The sequence below is a fragment of the Solitalea koreensis genome (genome assembly GCF_900182575.1).
GTDB lineage: Bacteria > Bacteroidota > Bacteroidia > Sphingobacteriales > Sphingobacteriaceae > Solitalea > Solitalea koreensis.
In genome coordinates this window covers 80,694-99,248 of the sequence record NZ_FXSZ01000001.1, presented here as the reverse complement: position 1 = coordinate 99,248, position 18,555 = coordinate 80,694, and the positions used below count along the sequence as shown (strand labels likewise).

Here is an 18,555-nt window from a genome sequence, read left to right as displayed (position 1 = left end):
AACCTTAAAACCTTAATTAATTACTTAATCTCTTTGTGAACAGTAACTTTTCTCAATACGTTGTTGAATTTTTTCAATTCTAAACGCTCTGAAGTGTTTTTCTTGTTCTTGGTGGTAATATATCTAGACATTCCAGGCATACCACTTGCTTTGTGCTCTGTGCACTCCAGAATAACTTGTACTCTATTTCCTTTTTTAGCCATTACCTAATATTATATAGAACCTGTTTTCAGGAATTTTTCAATACACGCGGTGATACCGTTTTTGTTAATCGTTTTAATTGCTGAAGTTGATACCTTTAAAGTGATCCAACGATCTTCTTCAGGGATATAAAACTTTTTAGTTTGCAGGTTTGGGTAGAATTTACGCTTGGTTTTAACGTTTGAATTAGAAACGTTATGGCCATTCATTGCGCTCTTCCCAGTTAAATCACATACTCTCGACATTGCTTTAAAGTATTAATATGGTTATAATATGTCTTTTCTCAAATGGGTTGCAAATATGAGGATAATTCTGAAAAGAACAAAATCATTTTCAATTTATAAAGAAAATAAACTTTGGTAATCAGCGAATAACCTCTTGTTCGCTTTAGAGAAATGCAAAAGTAAGGATCTTATAACGGATAGTCAAGTTGTTGGATTAATAATGTCAGTTTGTAAATCTTTTATGCTCTTAAAATTGCTCATTCTCAACTTTTCTGTTAGTGTTAGCATTAGATAAGGAGAATAAATAAAAAGCACAATCTTTTATAACGCGCTTTTGTTGTTTAAGTCGTTAGAAATCAAAAGATCCAATTTAATAATTTTATTTTTTAAATAAAGTTTAGTTTATTTTTCGCTTTTAGTATTTGATAATATATTATTGCGTAGTTTTTTATTGTTGTAAAACAATATTGCAGCAATTGTGAAATTGTTAATTAAAATCAAAATCTATGAGTAGCTTTAAAATTAAAAGCTTTGAGGAGTATGAACAGGCTTATCAGAAAAGTGTAGAGGCGCCTGAAGAGTTTTGGGGAGAAATTGCAAGTACTTTTCGTTGGCAAAAGAAATGGGATAAAGTTTTAGAATGGAACTTTACTGATCCGGATGTAAAATGGTTTGTTGGAGGTAAAACTAACATTACTGAAAATTGTCTGGATCGTCATCTTGAAAAAAATGCTAATACCTTAGCTTACATTTGGGAACCCAATAACCCAAATGACGCTACGGTAAAATATACATATCGTGAATTACATGAAAAGGTGTGCCGGTTTGCGAATGTGCTAAAAAAACATGGAGCAAAAAAAGGCGACCGTATTTGTATTTACATGCCAATGATTCCTGAATTGGCTATTGCTGTTTTGGCATGTGCTCGCATCGGCGCTGTTCATTCGGTGGTTTTCGGAGGCTTTTCGGCGCATTCAATTGCTGATCGTATTCAAGATGCTCAATGTTCAATGGTTATCACCGCAGATGGTGGTGTTCGTGGGAATAAGGAGATTCCATTGAAATCAGTAATGGATGATGCTTTGGAGCTTTGTCCATCCGTGAAAAAAGTAATCGTTCTAACTAAAACCAAAACGCCGGTATACATGCTGCGTAATCGTGATTTTTGGTGGGATGAAGAATTACAAACGGTAGGAGCAGACTGCCCTGCTGAACCGATGGATGCAGAAGACATACTTTTTATATTGTATACTTCGGGTTCAACCGGAAAACCTAAAGGTGTGCTTCATACTGTTGGCGGCTACATGGTATTTGCACAGTATACTTTTGAAAACGTGTTTCAATACGAGCAACCTGAAATATTTTTCTGTACTGCCGATATAGGTTGGATTACCGGACATAGTTACATCGTATACGGGCCATTGTTATCAGGTGCGACCTCCGTCTTGTTCGAAGGTATTCCAACGTTTCCTGATGCTGGTCGTTTCTGGGATATTGTTCAAAAACATCGTGTAACAACATTATATACTGCACCAACAGCAATCCGTTCGTTAATGGCAGCCGGCTTGAAATATGTTAACGGCAAAGATCTATCCTCATTAAAAAAATTAGGATCAGTTGGAGAGCCTATTAATGAAGAAGCATGGCATTGGTATCATGATAACATTGGTAAAGGTAATTGTCCTATTGTTGATACCTGGTGGCAAACCGAAACAGGCGGAATCTTAATTTCCGCAATTGCAGGTATTACTCCATTAAAGCCTGGTTTTGCATCCCTTCCATTGCCAGGGATTCAACCTTGTTTGGTTGATGAAAAAGGAGATGTTATTGAGGGTAATGGGGTTTCAGGTAATTTATGTATTAAATTTCCTTGGCCGGGGATTATTCGCACCACTTATGGCGATCATGAACGTTGTCGCACTACTTATTTCTCAACTTACAAAAACATGTATTTTACGGGAGATGGTTGTATGCGCGACGAAGACGGTTACTACCGTATTACAGGCCGGGTGGATGATGTTATTAACGTTTCAGGTCATAGAATTGGAACTGCCGAAGTAGAAAACGCGATTAATATGCATACCGGTGTGGTTGAATCAGCTGTAGTTGGATTTCCTCATGATATTAAAGGTCAAGGTATTTATGCTTATGTAATTACTGAAAAAGCGCCATCTGATGAAAATTTAATGCGTCAGGATATTTTGATGACCGTTTCTCGTATCATAGGTCCGATTGCCAAGCCTGATAAGATTCAGTTTGTTTCCGGATTGCCTAAAACCCGTTCAGGTAAAATTATGCGACGTATTTTACGTAAAGTAGCTGAAGGTGATATTGCCAATTTAGGAGATACTTCTACACTGTTAGATCCGACAGTTGTTGATGCTATAAAGGCAGGAGCCATAAAAAGTTCAATTTAAAACGAATAAAGGAGATCTTAAAGGTCTCCTTTATTCGTTTTATGATATGCCAGATTCTCAGGAGGGTTATATTTCTACAATGGTGGGGAATTTGAATTCGAATTCCTGTCACTTTTCCACTCAATGCGTCCAGAAATGTGTTTTTAAGCGTTTATTTTACTTGGCACAATTATTACATTACAGTAAGCGTAACAAATAAAGAAGGCCATGAACAGTTTACTTTATCTTATTGCAGTTATTTTACTTATTGGTTGGTTACTTGGTTTTTTTGTTTATTCGGTAGGTTCAATAATTCATGTTCTGCTGGTATTGGCAATTGTTTCAGTTTTGCTGAGCATAATACGGCGATCAAATGTTTAAATACTGCTTTTAGATTTGGGGGTTCTACACAATCTTCCCTTTCTTCAATAGATTGTCTCAATATATTTTCTGGTTTTTTCGGGGCTGCTTGCAGCCCTTTTTCTTTAAAATAGAGATAGTGCAGAAAATGTACTTAGGATATCCATATAATGTTTGGGTTTTGTTATTCAATACGCATATCACAAATCTATTTAGTATTAATTCGTTATTTTCGCCTTGCTTTAACTTGTACACAATCTTGCTATAGCTCCTTATTCAATACGCATATCTTATTCAAATGAAAAAACAAAGACCGACAATTCTGGTAACCAATGATGATGGCATTACAGCTCCAGGTATAAAAGTGTTGATGGAAGTGATGGCAGAGCTTGGCGATGTGGTTGTGGTTGCTCCAGATGCACCTCAGTCGGCCATGGGGCATGCTGTTACCATTGCTAAGCCTTTACGTTTAGATAAAGTAAACATTTACGACGGCATAGACATGTATCAGTCATCGGGTACTCCGGTTGATTGTGTGAAATTAGCCGTAAATAAAGTGCTGCATAAAAAACCGGATTTGCTTGTTTCTGGAATCAATCATGGTTATAACTCTTCGATCAACGTGATTTATTCAGGTACGATGTCGGCAGCAATGGAAGGAGCCATTGAGGGTATACCTTCTATCGGTTTTTCATTGGGAGATTTTCGACAGGATGCTGATTTTGAGCCCGTACGCAACTATGTGAAACAGGTTGCTGAACAAGTGTTGGAGCATGGATTGCCTGTAGGTTCGCTTTTGAATGTGAATTTCCCTCCAATTGAAGAGATTAAGGGGATGAAAATTTGTCGGCAGGCTGTGGCAAAATGGAAAGAAGAATTTGATGAACGCATTGATCCTCACGGGCGAAAATATTTTTGGCTTACCGGTAAGTTTTTATTGAATGATAATGGTGAAGACACCGATGAATTTGCATTAAGTCAAGGTTATGCATCAATAGTTCCCGTTCATTTTGATTTTACGGCTTACAATGCTATTCCTTTTCTGAACAATTTGTCGTTCAATTCCAAGTAGCGATTAAAATGAACGAAAATCTACATTTCCGTAATTCAGATGAGCCTAAAGGTAAAGACAGTTTTTTGTTAGGAGTTGGTTTAGGTCTAATAACTCCTCTGATTAGTTATTTATTAGTGGAATACATTCATTTAGGAGATAAGCTGGGATTAAGAGATTCATCCATTTATATGCTAGGGATGATTGTTAATCTTTTGCTGGTTCGTTATTTTTTTAAAAGTGAGATTAGTAAAACAGGCAAAGGCATTTTTCTCGTTTCGTTTTTAGTGGTACTGACAGTGTTTTTCTTTAAAAAGTGAAAACTTATTCAGCTTCTCAATTCTCAGATCTCAATACGCATATCTAAAATATGAAATACTACATAATTGCTGGTGAGGCATCCGGCGATCTTCACGGATCGAACCTGATGCGGGCTTTAAAAATGATTGATGCGCAAGCTGAATTCCGGTTTTGGGGTGGTGACCTAATGTTGGCGGAAAGCGAAAATATCCGTAAGCATTATAAAGAAATGGCTTTTATGGGTTTTGTTGAGGTTGCTGTGAACCTTCGCCAAATTCTTCGAAATCTTGCTGATTGTAAAGACGATCTTCTTGCCAATCGTCCTGATGTACTTATTCTGGTTGATTTTCCGGGTTTTAATCTTAAAATCGCAGAGTTTGCCAAAAGAGAAGGCATTAAAGTATGCTATTATATTTCTCCTAAAGTTTGGGCATGGAATCAAAAACGGGTACTAAAGATCAAGAAGGTGGTCGACAAAATGTTTTGTATCCTGCCGTTTGAGGTCGATTTCTATAAAGCATGGGGAATGGAGGTAAACTATGTGGGCAATCCGTTATTGGATGCGATAGAAGTTTATCCATTCACCAGTAATTTTAGAGATGAAAATAATTTAGACGGCAAGCCCATAGTAGCCTTGCTGCCGGGTAGCAGAAAGCAAGAAATTGAGCGTTTGCTGCCTGAAATGCTCAAAGTAACAACTGATTTTCCTGACCACCAGTTTGTCATTGCCGGTGCGCCAACCTTCGATAAAGCGTATTATCAACAATTCATGGCCGGTAAAAACAATCCAATTGTATTTGGTCACACTTATGATTTAGTACGGAATGCCCAGGCAGCGCTGGTAGCATCGGGAACTGCCACCTTGGAAACGGCCTTATTAAACACGCCTCAAGTTGTATGCTACAAAGGAAATCCTTTGAGCATCGCAATTGCTAAGCTGTTGATAAAGATTAAGTTCATTTCATTGGTTAACCTCATTATGGATAAGTTAGTGGTGCAGGAACTGATTCAGGAGGATTGCAATCACAAAAAAATAAAAGCGGAGTTAAATAGCATTTTAAATGACCCTAAATACCGCCAGGCCATGTTGAATAACTATGCGCAATTGCAGGAAAGAATGGGCGATCCGGGAGCATCGGAACGTACGGCTAAGCTGATTGTAGCATATATTAAGTCGAAAGAATTGAAGAATAAAGAATAATTGTAAAAAGAATTTGTTAATTATAAATCAATCCTACATATTTGCGATCGATAAATGGGGGTTTAGCTCAGCTGGCTAGAGTACTTGCCTGGCAGGCAAGGGGTCACCGGTTCGAATCCGGTAATCTCCACAAGTATTTAAGAAAAAGCAGTATATTATATTTATATACTGCTTTTTTTGTGTCTATTAAGCATAGACTTGGCTATCAAAACAAAATTGTAGTGATGTATTCCAACACAAAAGAAAAAGCAAATTTATTAAGCTTTGATGGGGAAGTAATAAAGTAATTAAATTAAAAAAGACGGTTATGTATAAATTCACGTTTTTGGGAGTTGGTGCCACAGAAATAATAATGTTATCTACTATGTTGATTTTTATGGCCTTTGCTTTAAAAATCCTTTTTAGTAAAAAGCCTATTGATTTCGTATGGATTGTCCTTATTTTAGGATTTCCCTTATTAGGCTCTGTCGTGTATTTAATCAAACACTATATAAACAAATTAGATTCTGTCGTGTATTTAATCAAACACTATATAAACAAATTGGGGAGTGTAAAGTGAACTGTCGTACGTTTGTATAAATAAAAAACGCATGGAATAAAGCCTATGAGCTATTGGCAATAAATACTCGTTGATGTAACCCTCCTTTTTTCGAAACGATTTGGGAGGCGAGAATTCATTTATATATTATTTTTCAACCCTCAGCATGGAGTTGACTCCATGCTGAGGGTTCATTGTGCTCTATATCCCAGTTAAATATGCATAGAGGATGCTTTCCCTGAACTGAAGCTTCTGTTAAAATGTTCTATATATCCATTCTGCATCGGCCTTCCATAGCCTAACCCCCGTTAAATTAAGTCTTTCGAAGGTTGACTTAATTTTTCCAATGAAACCGAGGTCTTTGACTGTCTAAATAGCATTGTTTTAAGAATTCGAGCAAAGTTTCAAACTGGGGGGAGGAAAAAAGGAAGGTTTTGTGCTTTATCAACGGGTCAGAGACCCTCGTACTCATTAGAACTTTGAAGTCATCCTAGCGGAGACTTCAAAGAACGAGGGGGGAATAATTACAAACAATATGAACAGCAGAAATTTCTTTGTTTTTATTGACAGAGGCAGCAAGACTCTTAACAGAAAAATTAAAAAAATAAACTTTTGATCGACCGGAATAGATGTAATTGATTAAATAAGGTACAAATTGGGCTTCTAAAGAATCTCTTTCATTATGATTCAAAATTTGATTAAATTCAAGATAATTATTAATTCTATCTGGAATTTTAATGGTATAATTAAGATCGTTTATTTTTAAAACAGGACTATAATTTTGTGCAAAAGCTATGTTAAAACATTGATTAAGTCCACCCGCTCTTTTAAGTCTTCCGACAGGATGACTTAAAAGTTCAAATTGATACGGAAGACTCTGTCTGGCCGAAAATCCAGAACCTAAGCTATTCAAGTAGCTCTACTTCGAGCAATCCCATCTGCCCAGCATAGTTTCTGGCACTACTATACCGATAATGCTCGGGCTTAAAAATCTAATTTTAAATTTATTATTGATTCTATTTTCTCCTTTTTTTAAAGCAGTTGCCTGAAAAAAACATTCTTGAAGAGAGCGACAGGTACTCCGCATCATAGTGATAAAGTGTTAAATACATTAATTCTTTCGAAGGTTGACTTAATTTTTCCAATGAAACCGTGGTCGCCTACCGTCAAAATAGCATTTTAACTCACTTTCTGCAAGCATTATCAGATTCAAAACACTACATTGCTTAAAGCGTTGTATAAAAAACGATAAATTGAAACTCTACATCAAATACATGGTAAGCATTCGCTGCAAGATGATGGTGAAGGAAGAATTAAAGAAACTTGGAATACCTTATGCAACCGTTGATTTGGGAGAAGTAGAGATAAGGGAAGATATTACGGATCAACAGCGTGAACAAGTGAAAATCGCCTTACTCGAATCAGGGCTTGAGCTGATGGACGATAAGAAAGCCATGTTGATTGAAAAAATAAAGAATACAATCATTGAAATGGTTCATCATACCGATGAGTTACCTAAAATAAATTTCTCCGATTACCTAAGTGAAAAATTGGATTACGATTATACGTACTTGGCCAATCTTTTTTCAGAAACAGAAGGAACCACCATTGAACGATTTATTATTTTACATAAGATAGAGCGTGTAAAAGAGTTGATCATTTATGATGAACTCAATCTTACCGAAATTGCATTGAAACTCCACTATAGCAGTGTGGCTCATCTTTCTCATCAGTTTAAAAAAATGACTGGCTTAACACCATCCTTTTTTAAGTCACTGAAGCACAAAAAACGTACTATGCTTGAAAATGTGTGAATAATGCAACTTATATAAATAGTTGTGTAACAATATTCTATAAAGGAATCGCATCTTTACATCAGTAATAATTTAATTACGAAATAAATTCAAACAGATGATTAATTCAACAGCCAACACGGCTCCCATTAAAAATTGGAATGAACAAAAAAGTAAGTTAATAACGCGATTCCCAACCTTAACAGAAGCGGATTTGCATTACGAAAATGGTAAAAAAGATGAAATGCTAGCAAAAGTTCAGGTGAAACTTGGTAAAACCAAAGAAGAACTGGCTACAATTATTGCAGCACTTTAATATACTTTTCTAAACTTACAATCTCTAAACCGTTAAGCAATGCTTAACGGTTTTTTTTGTTACGTCCACCAGTGTTTGTTAAGTTACAATCAGCATTAAGCTACCCAATAAATCGAGCCACTCTAAATAGTAGAGATATCAATCTTAGGTGTTAACTTTAATTAGCCTTGGTTGTGCGTTTCCGGATTCAGGTAGCATGTGAAACTTGAAATCTATTTATGTATGGGGCTAATTGAGTGAAGATCACTAATTTTGGGACAATAAATAGAATTAAGCCTTAAAAAGTAAAAAATGAAAGCTTCTTGACTATATTATTAGCCAATAATAAACTAATAAAGGATATTCAGATATGTTTCATCTGATACGGATAACCTTTGCCAGAAAAGCGAATGTTTTTCGATAATTGAATAGAAGGAATGTAAACCCTCTACATTTTAACTTTATGACTAACGAACAATTAAGAATATTAACAGATACAATTCAGCAATTATCCTTAGCCCGTAATATTGATACAATCATGGAAATTGTAAGAAAATCGGCCAGAACGTTAACGGGGGCAGATGGGGCTACCTTTGTTTTAAGGGATAGAGATTTGTGTTACTATGCGGATGAAGATGCCATAGAGCCTTTATGGAAAGGGCATCGTTTCCCCATGAAGATTTGCATTAGTGGTTGGTCAATGTTAAACAGGCAACCTGCTGTCATAGAAGATATTTATGTAGATGAACGGATTCCAATTGAGGCCTATAAACCCACTTTTGTGAAAAGTTTAGCTATGGTGCCTATCCGTACTGTGAATCCAATTGGAGCAATTGGTAATTATTGGGGAACTAAGCATGCTCCGACCACAGAAGAAGTGCATCTGTTGCAAACCTTAGCCGATATTACATCGGTTTCCGTCGAAAATGTTTATGTGTACAGTGAATTGGAAGAGCGGGTTAAGCTGCGAACAAAAGAATTGGAATTTGCCTATAAAGAATTGGAAACCTTTTCTTATTCAGTTTCCCACGATTTGCGTTCTCCGCTTAATAACATACGCTATTTGATTCAATTGTTAAAAGATGAAGACGTTGATACTTCCAATATAGATGGGAAAGAGCTTTTAGAGGCTATTAATAGCAGCGCCGAAAGAATGAGCAATCTTATCGACGATTTGCTCTCACTTTCAAAGTTCAGCAAGAAAAAAATCATAAAAACTGCTGTTGATATGAATGAGTTAACAAGGAATGTTTTAAACGATATTGAGAAGTCTAAAGTTAACTCGGTGGATATTCAGCTGGAAAACCTTCATACCATTGAAGCGGATTACAATTTAATGTATCAAGTAATGTTTAATCTGATTTCTAATGCAATTAAATATTCATCGAAGAAAGAAAACCCTCAAGTAAAAATATCATCAGTGGAGCAAAATGGAGAAATAATTTTTTCTGTGAAGGACAATGGGGCTGGGTTTGATATGAAATATGTTGAAAAGCTATTTCAGCCATTTCAACGTTTTCATTCCCAAAGTGATTTTGAGGGTTCCGGCATAGGCTTGTCTCTTGCTCAACGAATAATTAATAGACATGGAGGAACTATTTGGGCTGAGGCAGAAGTTGGAGAGGGTGCTAACTTTCATTTTTCCTTGAAGAGTCAGTATTGCAATAACAATGAATTAATATTAAAAGAAATGACTAAGGTTTATTCTGTTGTGTGATTTCGGGGAGTAGGCTTGAATGACTAGAAGGTAAAAATTATTTTCTTATGTTTGGAAGAGTGTAATGTCAATACAGTCAATCTTAAATGATAGAAAAGGGTATTAAAGAAAGGATGGGACGACTTCATCAGATGTTTTTTATTCTTATTGCAGGAATGTTAGCATTGAGTGGTTGCTTGGCCTTTTCTATTTTTCGTGATGCCAGTAAATTACGGCAACTTGAAAGTACAAGGTATAAACTGTTTTCCATGGGAGAGGAGTTAAAAGCAAGCTCGGAAAATTTGACCAATTATTGTCGAAGTTTTGTCTTAACCAGAGAACGTGTTTGGGAACAGAAATATTTTGATCTTTTAGATGTGCGGAATGGGGTTAAGCCTTGGCCTAATGGACATGCCATTTCATTAAAGGATAGCTTATTGAAGCTGGGGATTAGCAAACAGGAATTTGTGAAATTAATGTTTGCAGAAGATAAATCCAATGAGTTGGTAGCGACAGAAAAAAGGGCATTTAATGCCATGCGAGGTCTTTTTACAGGTAGTAATAAGCAGTTCTCCATAAAAGGAGCTCCAGATACATTGATGGCCCGAAGAATCCTTTTTGATAAGTCGTATATGGCTGCTAAAAAGACCATTATGGATCCTATTGATGATTTTAGGGGCATGATGAATAATAGGATTTCAGCGGAGATTAAGCAACAAGAGGTCCAAAATGACATGTTGATGAAACTTATTCTTCTTACCTTGTTTAGTGGAGCCTTGTTGTCTTTTTATGTCATACTCGTACTTAGAAAAAAAATCATTGTACAGCTTTTTGATTTAGAAAAATCAAATCAAGAGTTGGAATTGACTCTGCAGGATTTAAAAAAAACACAATTAAAATTGGTGAAGTCTGCAAAGATGGCTTCTTTAGGTACTTTAACGGCCGGTGTGTCGCATGAAATAAATAATCCGTTAAATTATATTATGGGGGCTTATTTAGGCTTGTCTAATTATTTTGAAAATTATGGAAGTCAAGAAGAAAGCATTACCAATTTATTGTTGAATAGCATGAAGGCCGGTGTTGACAAGGCAGCTCAAATAGTAAAAGGGCTTAACCAATTTAGTCGGGATAATAGCCGTTTTGATGAAGATTGTGATATTCATTCCATTCTGGATAATTGTTTAATTATGCATGCCAGTCAATTAAAACATAAAACTGAAGTAAAAAAAGATTATTGTTTGGAGGATTTTGTGGTGAAAGGTAATGTGGGTAAATTACACCAAGTATTTGCTAATGTACTTTCCAATGCCATCTACGCACTTCCTGAGCAGGGAAAAATTTGCATTGCCACACGCAAAGAGACTCAGAATGTAAAAGTAATCATAACGGACAATGGATGTGGAATTCAAACGGAGCACCTCTCTCAAATCACAGATCCATTTTTTACGACCAAGCCTCCGGGAGAAGGTGCAGGCTTAGGATTATACATAACTTCTTCGATTATTGACAAGCACCTGGGGCAAATTGAATTTGAATCTACACTTCATGCTGGTACAAAGGTGATCATAACACTACCAATTGCATAAGAAATTACATGATAGACAGAGTGAAATTACTATATGTGGAAGATGAGCCGATCAATCGGAAACTTTTCCAGTTGATTTTCGATAAAGATTATGAAGTTCTTACCGCAGAGGAGGGAGTTCAAGGTTTATCCGTTTTGGAAAAAGAACAGGATATCACGGTGGTAATTAGTGATATGAATATGCCAATTATGAATGGTATAACGTTTATCAACAAGGCTAAAGAAAAATTCCCGGAAAAGAAATTTTACATTTTAACCGCTTATATGATTTCTGAGGAAATCCAAAGCGCATTGGCCACAGGATTAATACTAAAGTGTTTCGGGAAGCCTTTTAATCGAAATGAAATTGTAGCCGCTATTGAGCAGGATATTAATTCAAATAGTTTAGAAAAAAATAATTTAAGTAATAACTAAAACGCTCAATTTAATTATGAACATCCATAGTACTAAAAGCGAGCTGCCTGCCGAACAACGAGAAGAACTACTCAGTGTATTGAAAGTCCGATTTGAAAAAAATAGGAGCCGCCATAAAGAATTTGAATGGGCCGATGTACAAGCAAAGCTGGAGGCTAATGCTGGAAAATTGTGGTCGCTCAATGAGATGGAACGAACCGGCGGAGAACCGGATGTTGTTGGTTACGATAAAAATTCGGATGAATACATTTTTTATGATTGTTCAGCCGAAAGTCCCAAAGGGCGCAGAAGTCTTTGTTACGACCCTGAAGCGCTGGAGTCAAGGAAAGAATATAAACCAGCCGATAGTGCTGTTAAGATGGCAGAAGCGATGGGTGTAGAACTGTTAACGGAAGCGCAATACAAGGAGTTGCAGCAACTTGGTGAGTTCGATAAGAAAACATCGAGCTGGATAATAACACCAACTGACATTAGAAAACTCGGTGGCGCCATCTTTTGTGATCGCCGCTACAATACGGTCTTCACCTATCATAACGGTGCTGAATCGTATTATGCCGCCAGAGGTTTCCGTGGCTCGCTAAGGATTTGATAACCGCTTGTTAGAATAACGTAATTGATTTTTTTTCGCAAACGGCTCAGTTCTTATTATTTCATTCACATAATGGGCAATTTATCTAAACTAGCTTCTCTTTGTATTCTCCTTACTTTTTGGGCTTGCTCCTTTACAAAGAAAACGACACAGCTGCCAAAAATATTAGTGTTCAGTGCCACCAAAGGCTTTCGCCATAACTCCATAGCGGCAGGAAAGACAGCACTTTTAAAAATGGGTTACGAGAATAAATGGCATGTAGATACGACAGAAGATGCTTCTGTATTCACCGCAGCCAATCTTGCACAATTTGCTGCGGTTGTATTTCTAAATACTACAGGGGGTATTTTAAACGATGAACAGCAAATTGCTTTTCAGACATATATACAAGCAGGCGGTGGTTTTGTAGGTATTCATTCAGCCTCCGATACAGAATCTGACTGGCCATGGTATAATAATTTGGTAGGTGCCTGTTTTGAAAGTCATCCGGTTCCTCAAGTAGCCGCTTTTACGGTTAATGATAAAAATCATCCTACTGTTAGTTTTATGCCCGATACCGTTCGTCGCCAGGAAGAGATCTACAATTTTAAATCCTTTAAAAAAGAATTGGTTAATGTGGTACTGACCGTTGAAGAGAGCAGTTATACAGGTGGTAAAATGCCAGGTTTTCATCCCATTGCATGGTATCATAATTACGATGGCGGCAAAGCTTTTTATACAGCCTGGGGGCATGCTCCTCAAGCATTTTCTGAGCCGTTCTTTTTGCAACATATTGCTGAGGCCATTAAGTGGGCGACAATAAAATGATTAATTTCATTTAAGATTTTCGCGATCATTATAACCAAGGTTAAGATATGCTTAACAAAAACATTTTAATATCGGGAGCAGGAATAGCCGGGCTTACCCTTGCTTATTGGCTTAAAAATTTCGGATTCAACCCTACCATTATTGAACAAGCTCCTAAACTCAGGGAAGGTGGATATGCCATTGACTTTTTTGGTGCCGGTTTTGACGTTGCTGAAAAAATGAAAATACTGCCGGATCTTCAAAAGGTAGACCTTAAAATACAGGAACTGATTTTTGTTGATAAAAACAATAAACGAAGAGGCGGGCTCAGCGTCTTTAAAATCGGGAAACTGGTTAATAACCGGTATTTCAATTTGCTTCGAAGCGACTTGTCGAAGGTAATTTATAACCACCTCGATAAAGACATTGAATTTATTTTCGGTGACGCTATAACCCAAATTGTACAAACTGCTGACAATGCAACTGTAACTTTAAAAAGCGGTAATGTTCGCACTTTTGATTTAATAGTAGGAGCAGACGGATTGCACTCTGTGGTTCGTTCTTTAACGTTCGGTGATGAAAGCCAATTTGAAAAGTATTATGGGTATTACGCCTCTTCTTTCACCATTGAAAATTATTTGCAAAACGACAACGCATTTTATAGCTACAATCTTCCCGGAAAGCAGGTTAGTATTTATGCATTAAAAGGAAATAAATTAACCACCCTTTTTATTTTTACATCACCACAAAAAATATCATATAGCCATCACGAAATTGAAAAACAAAAGGAGATACTCCGCAATGAATACGGCGACATGGCTTGGGAGTGCCCCTCTTTGCTTGCAAAATTAGATTCCGCGCCTGACTTTTATTTTGATTCGGTAAGCCAGATACGGATGAGCCAATGGTCGAAAGGGAGGATAACTCTTGCGGGAGATGCTTGTGATTGCCCGTCCTTGTTATCCGGTCAGGGTTCTACGCTTGCCATGGTTGGAGCATATATCCTTGCCGGAGAATTAAAGAAAGCAGGAGGCGATTACAAAATAGCTTTTCGGCAGTATGAAAATAGCTTTAAGCCACTTATTGACGACAAACAAAAATTAGCACAAAGTTTCGCCGGTTCATTGGTTCCCAAAAGCAATTTTGGAATTTGGGTTCGGAATACCTTTAGCAATGCGATGTTCTCATCTTTGCTGTCTAAATGGTTTGTTAAAAAGTACATGACTGACAGAATAGAACTTAAAGAGTATTAATGTGGCCATGATTTCCGGGTTAATAGTGATATTTCCCTTTAATAGTGATTTGTGAAAATTGATGCCTAAAGATTCTTTACCTAGGTTGCAAAGAAAATTATTCAATGATCATAACTGGTATTAACCAACTTATATTTATATATAGATGAATCCTAAGGTTGATTTTTATTTTAGTAAAGCTGAACAGTGGCAGAAAGAACTGGAGCAATTGAGAAGGATTGTTCTTGACTGTGGGCTGACCGAGGAGTTGAAGTGGGGCTCTCCTTGTTACACGTTTCAGAAAGCTAACATAGTTTTAATACATGCATTTAAAGAATACTGTGCACTTTTATTTTTCAAGGGGGCCTTGCTAAAAGATACTCATTGTATGTTGATCCAACAAACGGAGAATGTGCAGGCGGCGCGTCAAATTCGGTTTACCAATGTTCGGGAAATAATTGATCCCGATGTAATATCGGGATTGAAAACCTATATTTATGAGGCTATTGAGGTGGAAAAGGCTGGTCTGAAAGTGGAACTTAAAAAAACTACAGAATTCACAATTGCCGAAGAGTTTCAAAATAAACTGGATGAAATACCAGCATTGAAAACTGCTTTTGAAGCATTGACGCCGGGACGGCAAAGAGCCTATCTCCTTTATTTTTCTCAACCCAAGCAAGCTAAAACCCGCGAGTCAAGGGTTGAAAAAAGCATGCTGCAAATTCTTAATGGGAAAGGATTGAATGATGGATAATGACAGCTGTGCTATGCTTTTGAAATAAATTGCAGGCACAGCAAGAAACAAACAGAGTAGAATGAGATTTAAGAACAGAATATGAGAAAAGTAATTGCGGCAATAAATATGACAATTGACGGAGTTTGCGACCACACTGCGGGGCTACCGGACGAAGAAATACATCAGCATTACGCTGACCTTTTAGACAGTGCAGAAATTATACTTTATGGAAGGACAACTTATCAACTAATGCAATACTGGCAGACACTGATAAAAAATCCTTCAGGCGAAAAAACAACAGACGACTTCGCTATAGCAATAGACAAAATTCAAAAAATTGTTTTCTCACACAGACTCAAAAACACAGACTGGGACAGTGCGAAACTTGCAACTAAACCTATTGAAGAATTAGTTAGAGAATTGAAGCAACAATCGGGCAAAGACATTTTGGTTGGTAGTCGTAGTTTAATTACACAACTAATGAAACTGAATTTAATTGACGAATATCAACTTTGTGTTCATCCTGTTATTGCTGGAAACGGATTGCCGTTATTTGAGAATGTAAATGACCGGACCATTTTTAAACTCACAAAGACTAAAAACTTTATTAACGGAGCAATAACACTTTATTATGAACCGACAAAATAATGACTGCAAATATTGACCGGCACATCTTCATGGACAGAAGGAGCGTTCTCCTTGTCATTGGGCGGCAAACTATTACAAGTGCACCCTTAAGTTAAGGCTACCGTAAATAATGCTTGCTGCTAACATGAACTGTGTTAAAAATCAAGAAAAAACAGATTGATTTTCCACATAGTTATTCCGATAACAATACTAGATTTAACAATCGCTCGCCAAAGCTTGCTTTAGCAGTTTATTGCAAACGGAAATCACGGCTACTTTTCTGCTAATTGAAATTTAGGTAGTCCCATTGACTTATTTACATCTATTTCATAACAGAAGTTTTTAGCGTATTGTCCGGCGTTTTTGTCAAGGAACTGTTGAACTTCTTGAACATTTCCGGCCTCCCAAAGGCACGTACCGGTTTTGCCATCCATAGCAGGAAAAACTCCATGTAATTTAAAATTGCTAGGCAAGTTTTTTGTAACTTCTTCTGCAGCTCCCCAGAAGCTTTCTGGATCACTGATGCTGTGATGAGCTATAACTAACATGGTTTTTGAATTTTTAAGATTAAAAATAAATTGGAGCATATTAATTATCTGCAAAAAAGAGATAAATCAATAGAAAACTACTTAAAAAAAGCACCCTTTCCAAATTATACTGTTAATCTTGTTTCCGATTTTCACATAAATCTCCCCATAACCTATGATCTGTTTCAGAATGCCTGCACACGGATGCACAACAAGGCATTTGCAAAATAACTTTGATGGTATTTATAACATTTTTGGAAGAAATTCTACTGGTTAGTACTTCTGGCAGCTTCGCGATCTTCATTAAGTAAGAATCTGCAATTTGCGTTGAAGCCTTATTTCTAGTAAATTCTATAAGTCATTTCGGAAGTACTACGGGATTGGCGGTAGTGTCTGAAACGGTCTGCTCAAAACGGTACAGCAGTTCGGAAAAGCCTGGCACTCTCGTTTAGCCTGCTGAATCAGTTTTTGTTCCCTTAATTCTTCAGGACACTTTTTTGTAATCATAATGTAAATGGTTTTACTATCTTGTAAAATACTAAAAAATCGGCCTTGCTACCGAAGGTTTAGTTCAACAGCAGCTACCCCAAAGCGGCGGTTCAGTGGTTGAATAAAGCGTTGTGCTTTTATCAAGCTCTGTGCGTGGTTGGCAGCGCTCTAAATCGCCACCTAGGCCAACTTGCAAACCGTTATAGAACAAAAGACTAACAAGTAGCAATTTTGAAATATATAACACGGACAGTTAGGATTTTATCGGTAGTCAGTTTGTTGACAGACACGGCAAGCGAAATGCTTTATCCAATAATGCCAATTTATTTAAAGACCATTGGTTTTTCAATTCTGTTAATCGGAATACTTGAAGGCATTGCGGAAGCGACAGCTGGTTTAAGTAAAGGCTACTTCGGTAAACTTTCCGACATTTCGGGCCGACGGGTTGTATTTGTGCAAATAGGTTATGCTTTCAGCTGCATTTCAAAACCAATGATGGCGGTTTTCGTTTACCCACTTTGGATTTTCCTTGCACGGACAATGGACCGTTTTGGTAAAGGCATTAGAACCGGTGCAAGAGATGCAATCCTTTCTGACGAAGCTATGCCGGAAACAAAAGGTAAAATCTTTGGCTTTCATCGTTCAATGGACACTTTAGGTGCGGTAATAGGACCTTCATTGGCTTTAATATATTTATTTTACCGTCCGCAAGACTACAAGACGCTTTTTTATATTGCATTTATTCCTGGGCTATTTGCGGTGTTTACCTCGCTTTACCTAAAGGACAAGAATACTGTAAGCGTTAATCCTAAGGTAGCAACACCCTTGTTTTCATTCCTGAAATATTGGAAGGAAAGCCCGACAGAATATAGAAAAGTTGTAATTGGCCTTCTCATTTTTACCTTATTCAATAGTTCCGATGTTTTTCTTTTGCTTAAAGCAAAGCAGGCCGGGCTGGGCGACTCAATGGTAATTGGCGTTTATATTTTTTACAATCTCATTTATGCTTTGTTTGCTTTCCCAATCGGTATCATTGCCGACAATGTTGGACTAAAAACAATTTTTATTATCGGACTCGCATTGTTTGCGACTGTCTATTTGGGAATGGCTGTAAATACAAATCTTTACATCTTCTTCGGATTGTTTTTCCTGTATGGCATTTATGCTTCTGCTACAGAAGGAATTTCAAAAGCGTGGATTTCAAATATTACAGATAAAAAAGACACAGCAACAGCCATCGGAACCTTTTCGGGTTTACAAAGTATTTGTTCAATACTGGCAAGTTCATTGACAGGACTAATTTGGTTTAAGCTCGGGGCTCCTACTGCTTTTATTGCCACAGGTATTATGACAGTATTGGTTGTTTTTTATTTCCTGACAGTTCCATATCCCATAACACCGAAGACAATTAAATTATTTGAATAAACACAGTTACAGTAGTTAAAAGTTAAACTTCAGGTGTGCTTTCAGGTTATAAATAAATAGAGGGCGGTCATGAATCCCCGGCCGCGAAAA

At 37.0% G+C, this 18,555-nt stretch carries 20 protein-coding genes and 1 tRNA gene; 17 read left to right on the top strand and 4 right to left on the bottom strand.

The genetic code is table 11. The features are described 5' to 3' along the window. Positions 1–20: 20 nt before the first annotated feature. Both rpmG and rpmB read right to left on the bottom strand, forming a co-directional pair. Positions 21–203 (bottom strand): 50S ribosomal protein L33, encoded by a 183-nt coding sequence (rpmG, locus tag FN756_RS00425; protein ID WP_142600534.1) that lies wholly within the window; start codon positions 201–203, stop codon positions 21–23. Between the two features lie 9 nt (positions 204–212). Further along, complete coding sequence (rpmB, locus tag FN756_RS00420; protein WP_142600532.1) at positions 213–446, bottom strand: 50S ribosomal protein L28; 234 nt, start codon at positions 444–446, stop codon at positions 213–215. A gap of 485 nt (positions 447–931) precedes the next feature. Here rpmB and acs point away from each other — a divergent pair, with 485 nt between their 5' ends. The 6 genes from acs (at position 932) to FN756_RS00390 (ending at position 5,863) form a co-directional block, all read left to right on the top strand. Next, on the top strand, positions 932–2,842 hold the full coding sequence (gene acs, locus FN756_RS00415) for an acetate--CoA ligase (protein WP_142600530.1): 1,911 nt from the start codon (positions 932–934) through the stop codon (positions 2,840–2,842). A gap of 207 nt (positions 2,843–3,049) precedes the next feature. After that, a complete protein-coding gene (locus FN756_RS00410) occupies positions 3,050–3,202 on the top strand; it encodes a lmo0937 family membrane protein (RefSeq protein WP_142600528.1) in 153 nt (50 codons plus the stop codon). A gap of 277 nt (positions 3,203–3,479) precedes the next feature. Next, complete coding sequence (gene surE / locus FN756_RS00405) at positions 3,480–4,253, top strand: 5'/3'-nucleotidase SurE (protein WP_142600526.1); 774 nt, start codon at positions 3,480–3,482, stop codon at positions 4,251–4,253. Positions 4,254–4,261: 8 nt separating this feature from the next. Further along, positions 4,262–4,552, top strand: coding sequence for a hypothetical protein (locus tag FN756_RS00400; protein ID WP_142600524.1), 291 nt, complete (start codon positions 4,262–4,264; stop codon positions 4,550–4,552). Positions 4,553–4,602: 50 nt separating this feature from the next. Continuing rightward, positions 4,603–5,733, top strand: a complete 1,131-nt coding sequence (gene lpxB, locus FN756_RS00395) for a lipid-A-disaccharide synthase (RefSeq protein WP_142600523.1) — start codon at positions 4,603–4,605, stop codon at positions 5,731–5,733. A gap of 56 nt (positions 5,734–5,789) precedes the next feature. Continuing rightward, positions 5,790–5,863 (top strand) — tRNA-Ala (locus tag FN756_RS00390). A 910-nt stretch (positions 5,864–6,773) separates the two neighbouring features. On the opposite strand, the gene FN756_RS00385 is transcribed toward FN756_RS00390, so the two are convergent. Further along, positions 6,774–7,184 (bottom strand): hypothetical protein, encoded by a 411-nt coding sequence (locus tag FN756_RS00385; RefSeq protein ID WP_142600521.1) that lies wholly within the window; start codon positions 7,182–7,184, stop codon positions 6,774–6,776. A gap of 340 nt (positions 7,185–7,524) precedes the next feature. On the opposite strand from FN756_RS00385, the gene FN756_RS00380 reads away from it, so the two are divergent. The 10 genes from FN756_RS00380 to FN756_RS00335 all read left to right on the top strand — a co-directional run bounded on the left by FN756_RS00380 (position 7,525) and on the right by FN756_RS00335 (position 16,045). Continuing rightward, a complete protein-coding gene (locus FN756_RS00380; RefSeq protein WP_142600519.1) occupies positions 7,525–8,085 on the top strand; it encodes a helix-turn-helix domain-containing protein in 561 nt (186 codons plus the stop codon). Positions 8,086–8,182: 97 nt separating this feature from the next. Beyond that, complete coding sequence (locus FN756_RS00375; protein WP_142600518.1) at positions 8,183–8,380, top strand: CsbD family protein; 198 nt, start codon at positions 8,183–8,185, stop codon at positions 8,378–8,380. Positions 8,381–8,822: 442 nt separating this feature from the next. Then, positions 8,823–10,076: a sensor histidine kinase gene (locus FN756_RS00370; protein ID WP_142600516.1), complete on the top strand. Its 1,254-nt coding sequence runs from the start codon at positions 8,823–8,825 to the stop codon at positions 10,074–10,076. Between the two features lie 86 nt (positions 10,077–10,162). Continuing rightward, complete coding sequence (locus FN756_RS00365; protein WP_142600515.1) at positions 10,163–11,641, top strand: sensor histidine kinase; 1,479 nt, start codon at positions 10,163–10,165, stop codon at positions 11,639–11,641. An 8-nt stretch (positions 11,642–11,649) separates the two neighbouring features. Beyond that, positions 11,650–12,054, top strand: coding sequence for a response regulator (locus tag FN756_RS00360; RefSeq protein ID WP_142600513.1), 405 nt, complete (start codon positions 11,650–11,652; stop codon positions 12,052–12,054). A 16-nt stretch (positions 12,055–12,070) separates the two neighbouring features. Further along, positions 12,071–12,643, top strand: a complete 573-nt coding sequence (locus FN756_RS00355) for a DUF4256 domain-containing protein (protein ID WP_142600511.1) — start codon at positions 12,071–12,073, stop codon at positions 12,641–12,643. A gap of 72 nt (positions 12,644–12,715) precedes the next feature. After that, on the top strand, positions 12,716–13,450 hold the full coding sequence (locus FN756_RS00350) for a ThuA domain-containing protein (RefSeq protein WP_142600509.1): 735 nt from the start codon (positions 12,716–12,718) through the stop codon (positions 13,448–13,450). A gap of 47 nt (positions 13,451–13,497) precedes the next feature. Further along, positions 13,498–14,682, top strand: coding sequence for an FAD-dependent monooxygenase (locus FN756_RS00345; RefSeq protein ID WP_142600507.1), 1,185 nt, complete (start codon positions 13,498–13,500; stop codon positions 14,680–14,682). 145 nt (positions 14,683–14,827) lie between these two features. Further along, positions 14,828–15,415 carry a YdeI/OmpD-associated family protein gene (locus tag FN756_RS00340; RefSeq protein WP_142600506.1) on the top strand — a complete coding sequence of 196 codons (588 nt, stop codon included), beginning with the start codon at positions 14,828–14,830 and terminating at the stop codon, positions 15,413–15,415. An 81-nt stretch (positions 15,416–15,496) separates the two neighbouring features. Then, complete coding sequence (locus FN756_RS00335; RefSeq protein ID WP_142600504.1) at positions 15,497–16,045, top strand: dihydrofolate reductase family protein; 549 nt, start codon at positions 15,497–15,499, stop codon at positions 16,043–16,045. A gap of 251 nt (positions 16,046–16,296) precedes the next feature. Here FN756_RS00335 and FN756_RS00330 read toward each other — a convergent pair whose 3' ends face one another. Continuing rightward, the gene (locus tag FN756_RS00330) at positions 16,297–16,572 is read right to left on the bottom strand and encodes a hypothetical protein (protein WP_142600502.1); all 276 of its coding nucleotides are present in this window, start codon (positions 16,570–16,572) and stop codon (positions 16,297–16,299) included. Positions 16,573–17,271: 699 nt separating this feature from the next. Between FN756_RS00330 and FN756_RS00325 the strand changes: the two genes are divergently transcribed. Further along, on the top strand, positions 17,272–18,465 hold the full coding sequence (locus tag FN756_RS00325) for an MFS transporter (RefSeq protein ID WP_142600501.1): 1,194 nt from the start codon (positions 17,272–17,274) through the stop codon (positions 18,463–18,465). The last annotated feature ends 90 nt before the right edge of the window (positions 18,466–18,555 follow it).

Coding starts and splice junctions, on each gene's coding strand:
- lpxB (WP_142600523.1), top strand. CDS start 4,603: ATGAAATACTACATAATTGCTGGTGAGGCATCCGGCGATCTTCACGGA.
- FN756_RS00355 (WP_142600511.1), top strand. CDS start 12,071: ATGAACATCCATAGTACTAAAAGCGAGCTGCCTGCCGAACAACGAGAA.
- acs (WP_142600530.1), top strand. CDS start 932: ATGAGTAGCTTTAAAATTAAAAGCTTTGAGGAGTATGAACAGGCTTAT.
- FN756_RS00375 (WP_142600518.1), top strand. CDS start 8,183: ATGATTAATTCAACAGCCAACACGGCTCCCATTAAAAATTGGAATGAA.
- surE (WP_142600526.1), top strand. CDS start 3,480: ATGAAAAAACAAAGACCGACAATTCTGGTAACCAATGATGATGGCATT.
- FN756_RS00400 (WP_142600524.1), top strand. CDS start 4,262: ATGAACGAAAATCTACATTTCCGTAATTCAGATGAGCCTAAAGGTAAA.
- FN756_RS00340 (WP_142600506.1), top strand. CDS start 14,828: ATGAATCCTAAGGTTGATTTTTATTTTAGTAAAGCTGAACAGTGGCAG.
- rpmB (WP_142600532.1), bottom strand. CDS start 446: ATGTCGAGAGTATGTGATTTAACTGGGAAGAGCGCAATGAATGGCCAT.
- rpmG (WP_142600534.1), bottom strand. CDS start 203: ATGGCTAAAAAAGGAAATAGAGTACAAGTTATTCTGGAGTGCACAGAG.
- FN756_RS00330 (WP_142600502.1), bottom strand. CDS start 16,572: ATGTTAGTTATAGCTCATCACAGCATCAGTGATCCAGAAAGCTTCTGG.
- FN756_RS00360 (WP_142600513.1), top strand. CDS start 11,650: ATGATAGACAGAGTGAAATTACTATATGTGGAAGATGAGCCGATCAAT.
- FN756_RS00345 (WP_142600507.1), top strand. CDS start 13,498: ATGCTTAACAAAAACATTTTAATATCGGGAGCAGGAATAGCCGGGCTT.
- FN756_RS00370 (WP_142600516.1), top strand. CDS start 8,823: ATGACTAACGAACAATTAAGAATATTAACAGATACAATTCAGCAATTA.
- FN756_RS00350 (WP_142600509.1), top strand. CDS start 12,716: ATGGGCAATTTATCTAAACTAGCTTCTCTTTGTATTCTCCTTACTTTT.
- FN756_RS00335 (WP_142600504.1), top strand. CDS start 15,497: ATGAGAAAAGTAATTGCGGCAATAAATATGACAATTGACGGAGTTTGC.
- FN756_RS00410 (WP_142600528.1), top strand. CDS start 3,050: ATGAACAGTTTACTTTATCTTATTGCAGTTATTTTACTTATTGGTTGG.
- FN756_RS00365 (WP_142600515.1), top strand. CDS start 10,163: ATGATAGAAAAGGGTATTAAAGAAAGGATGGGACGACTTCATCAGATG.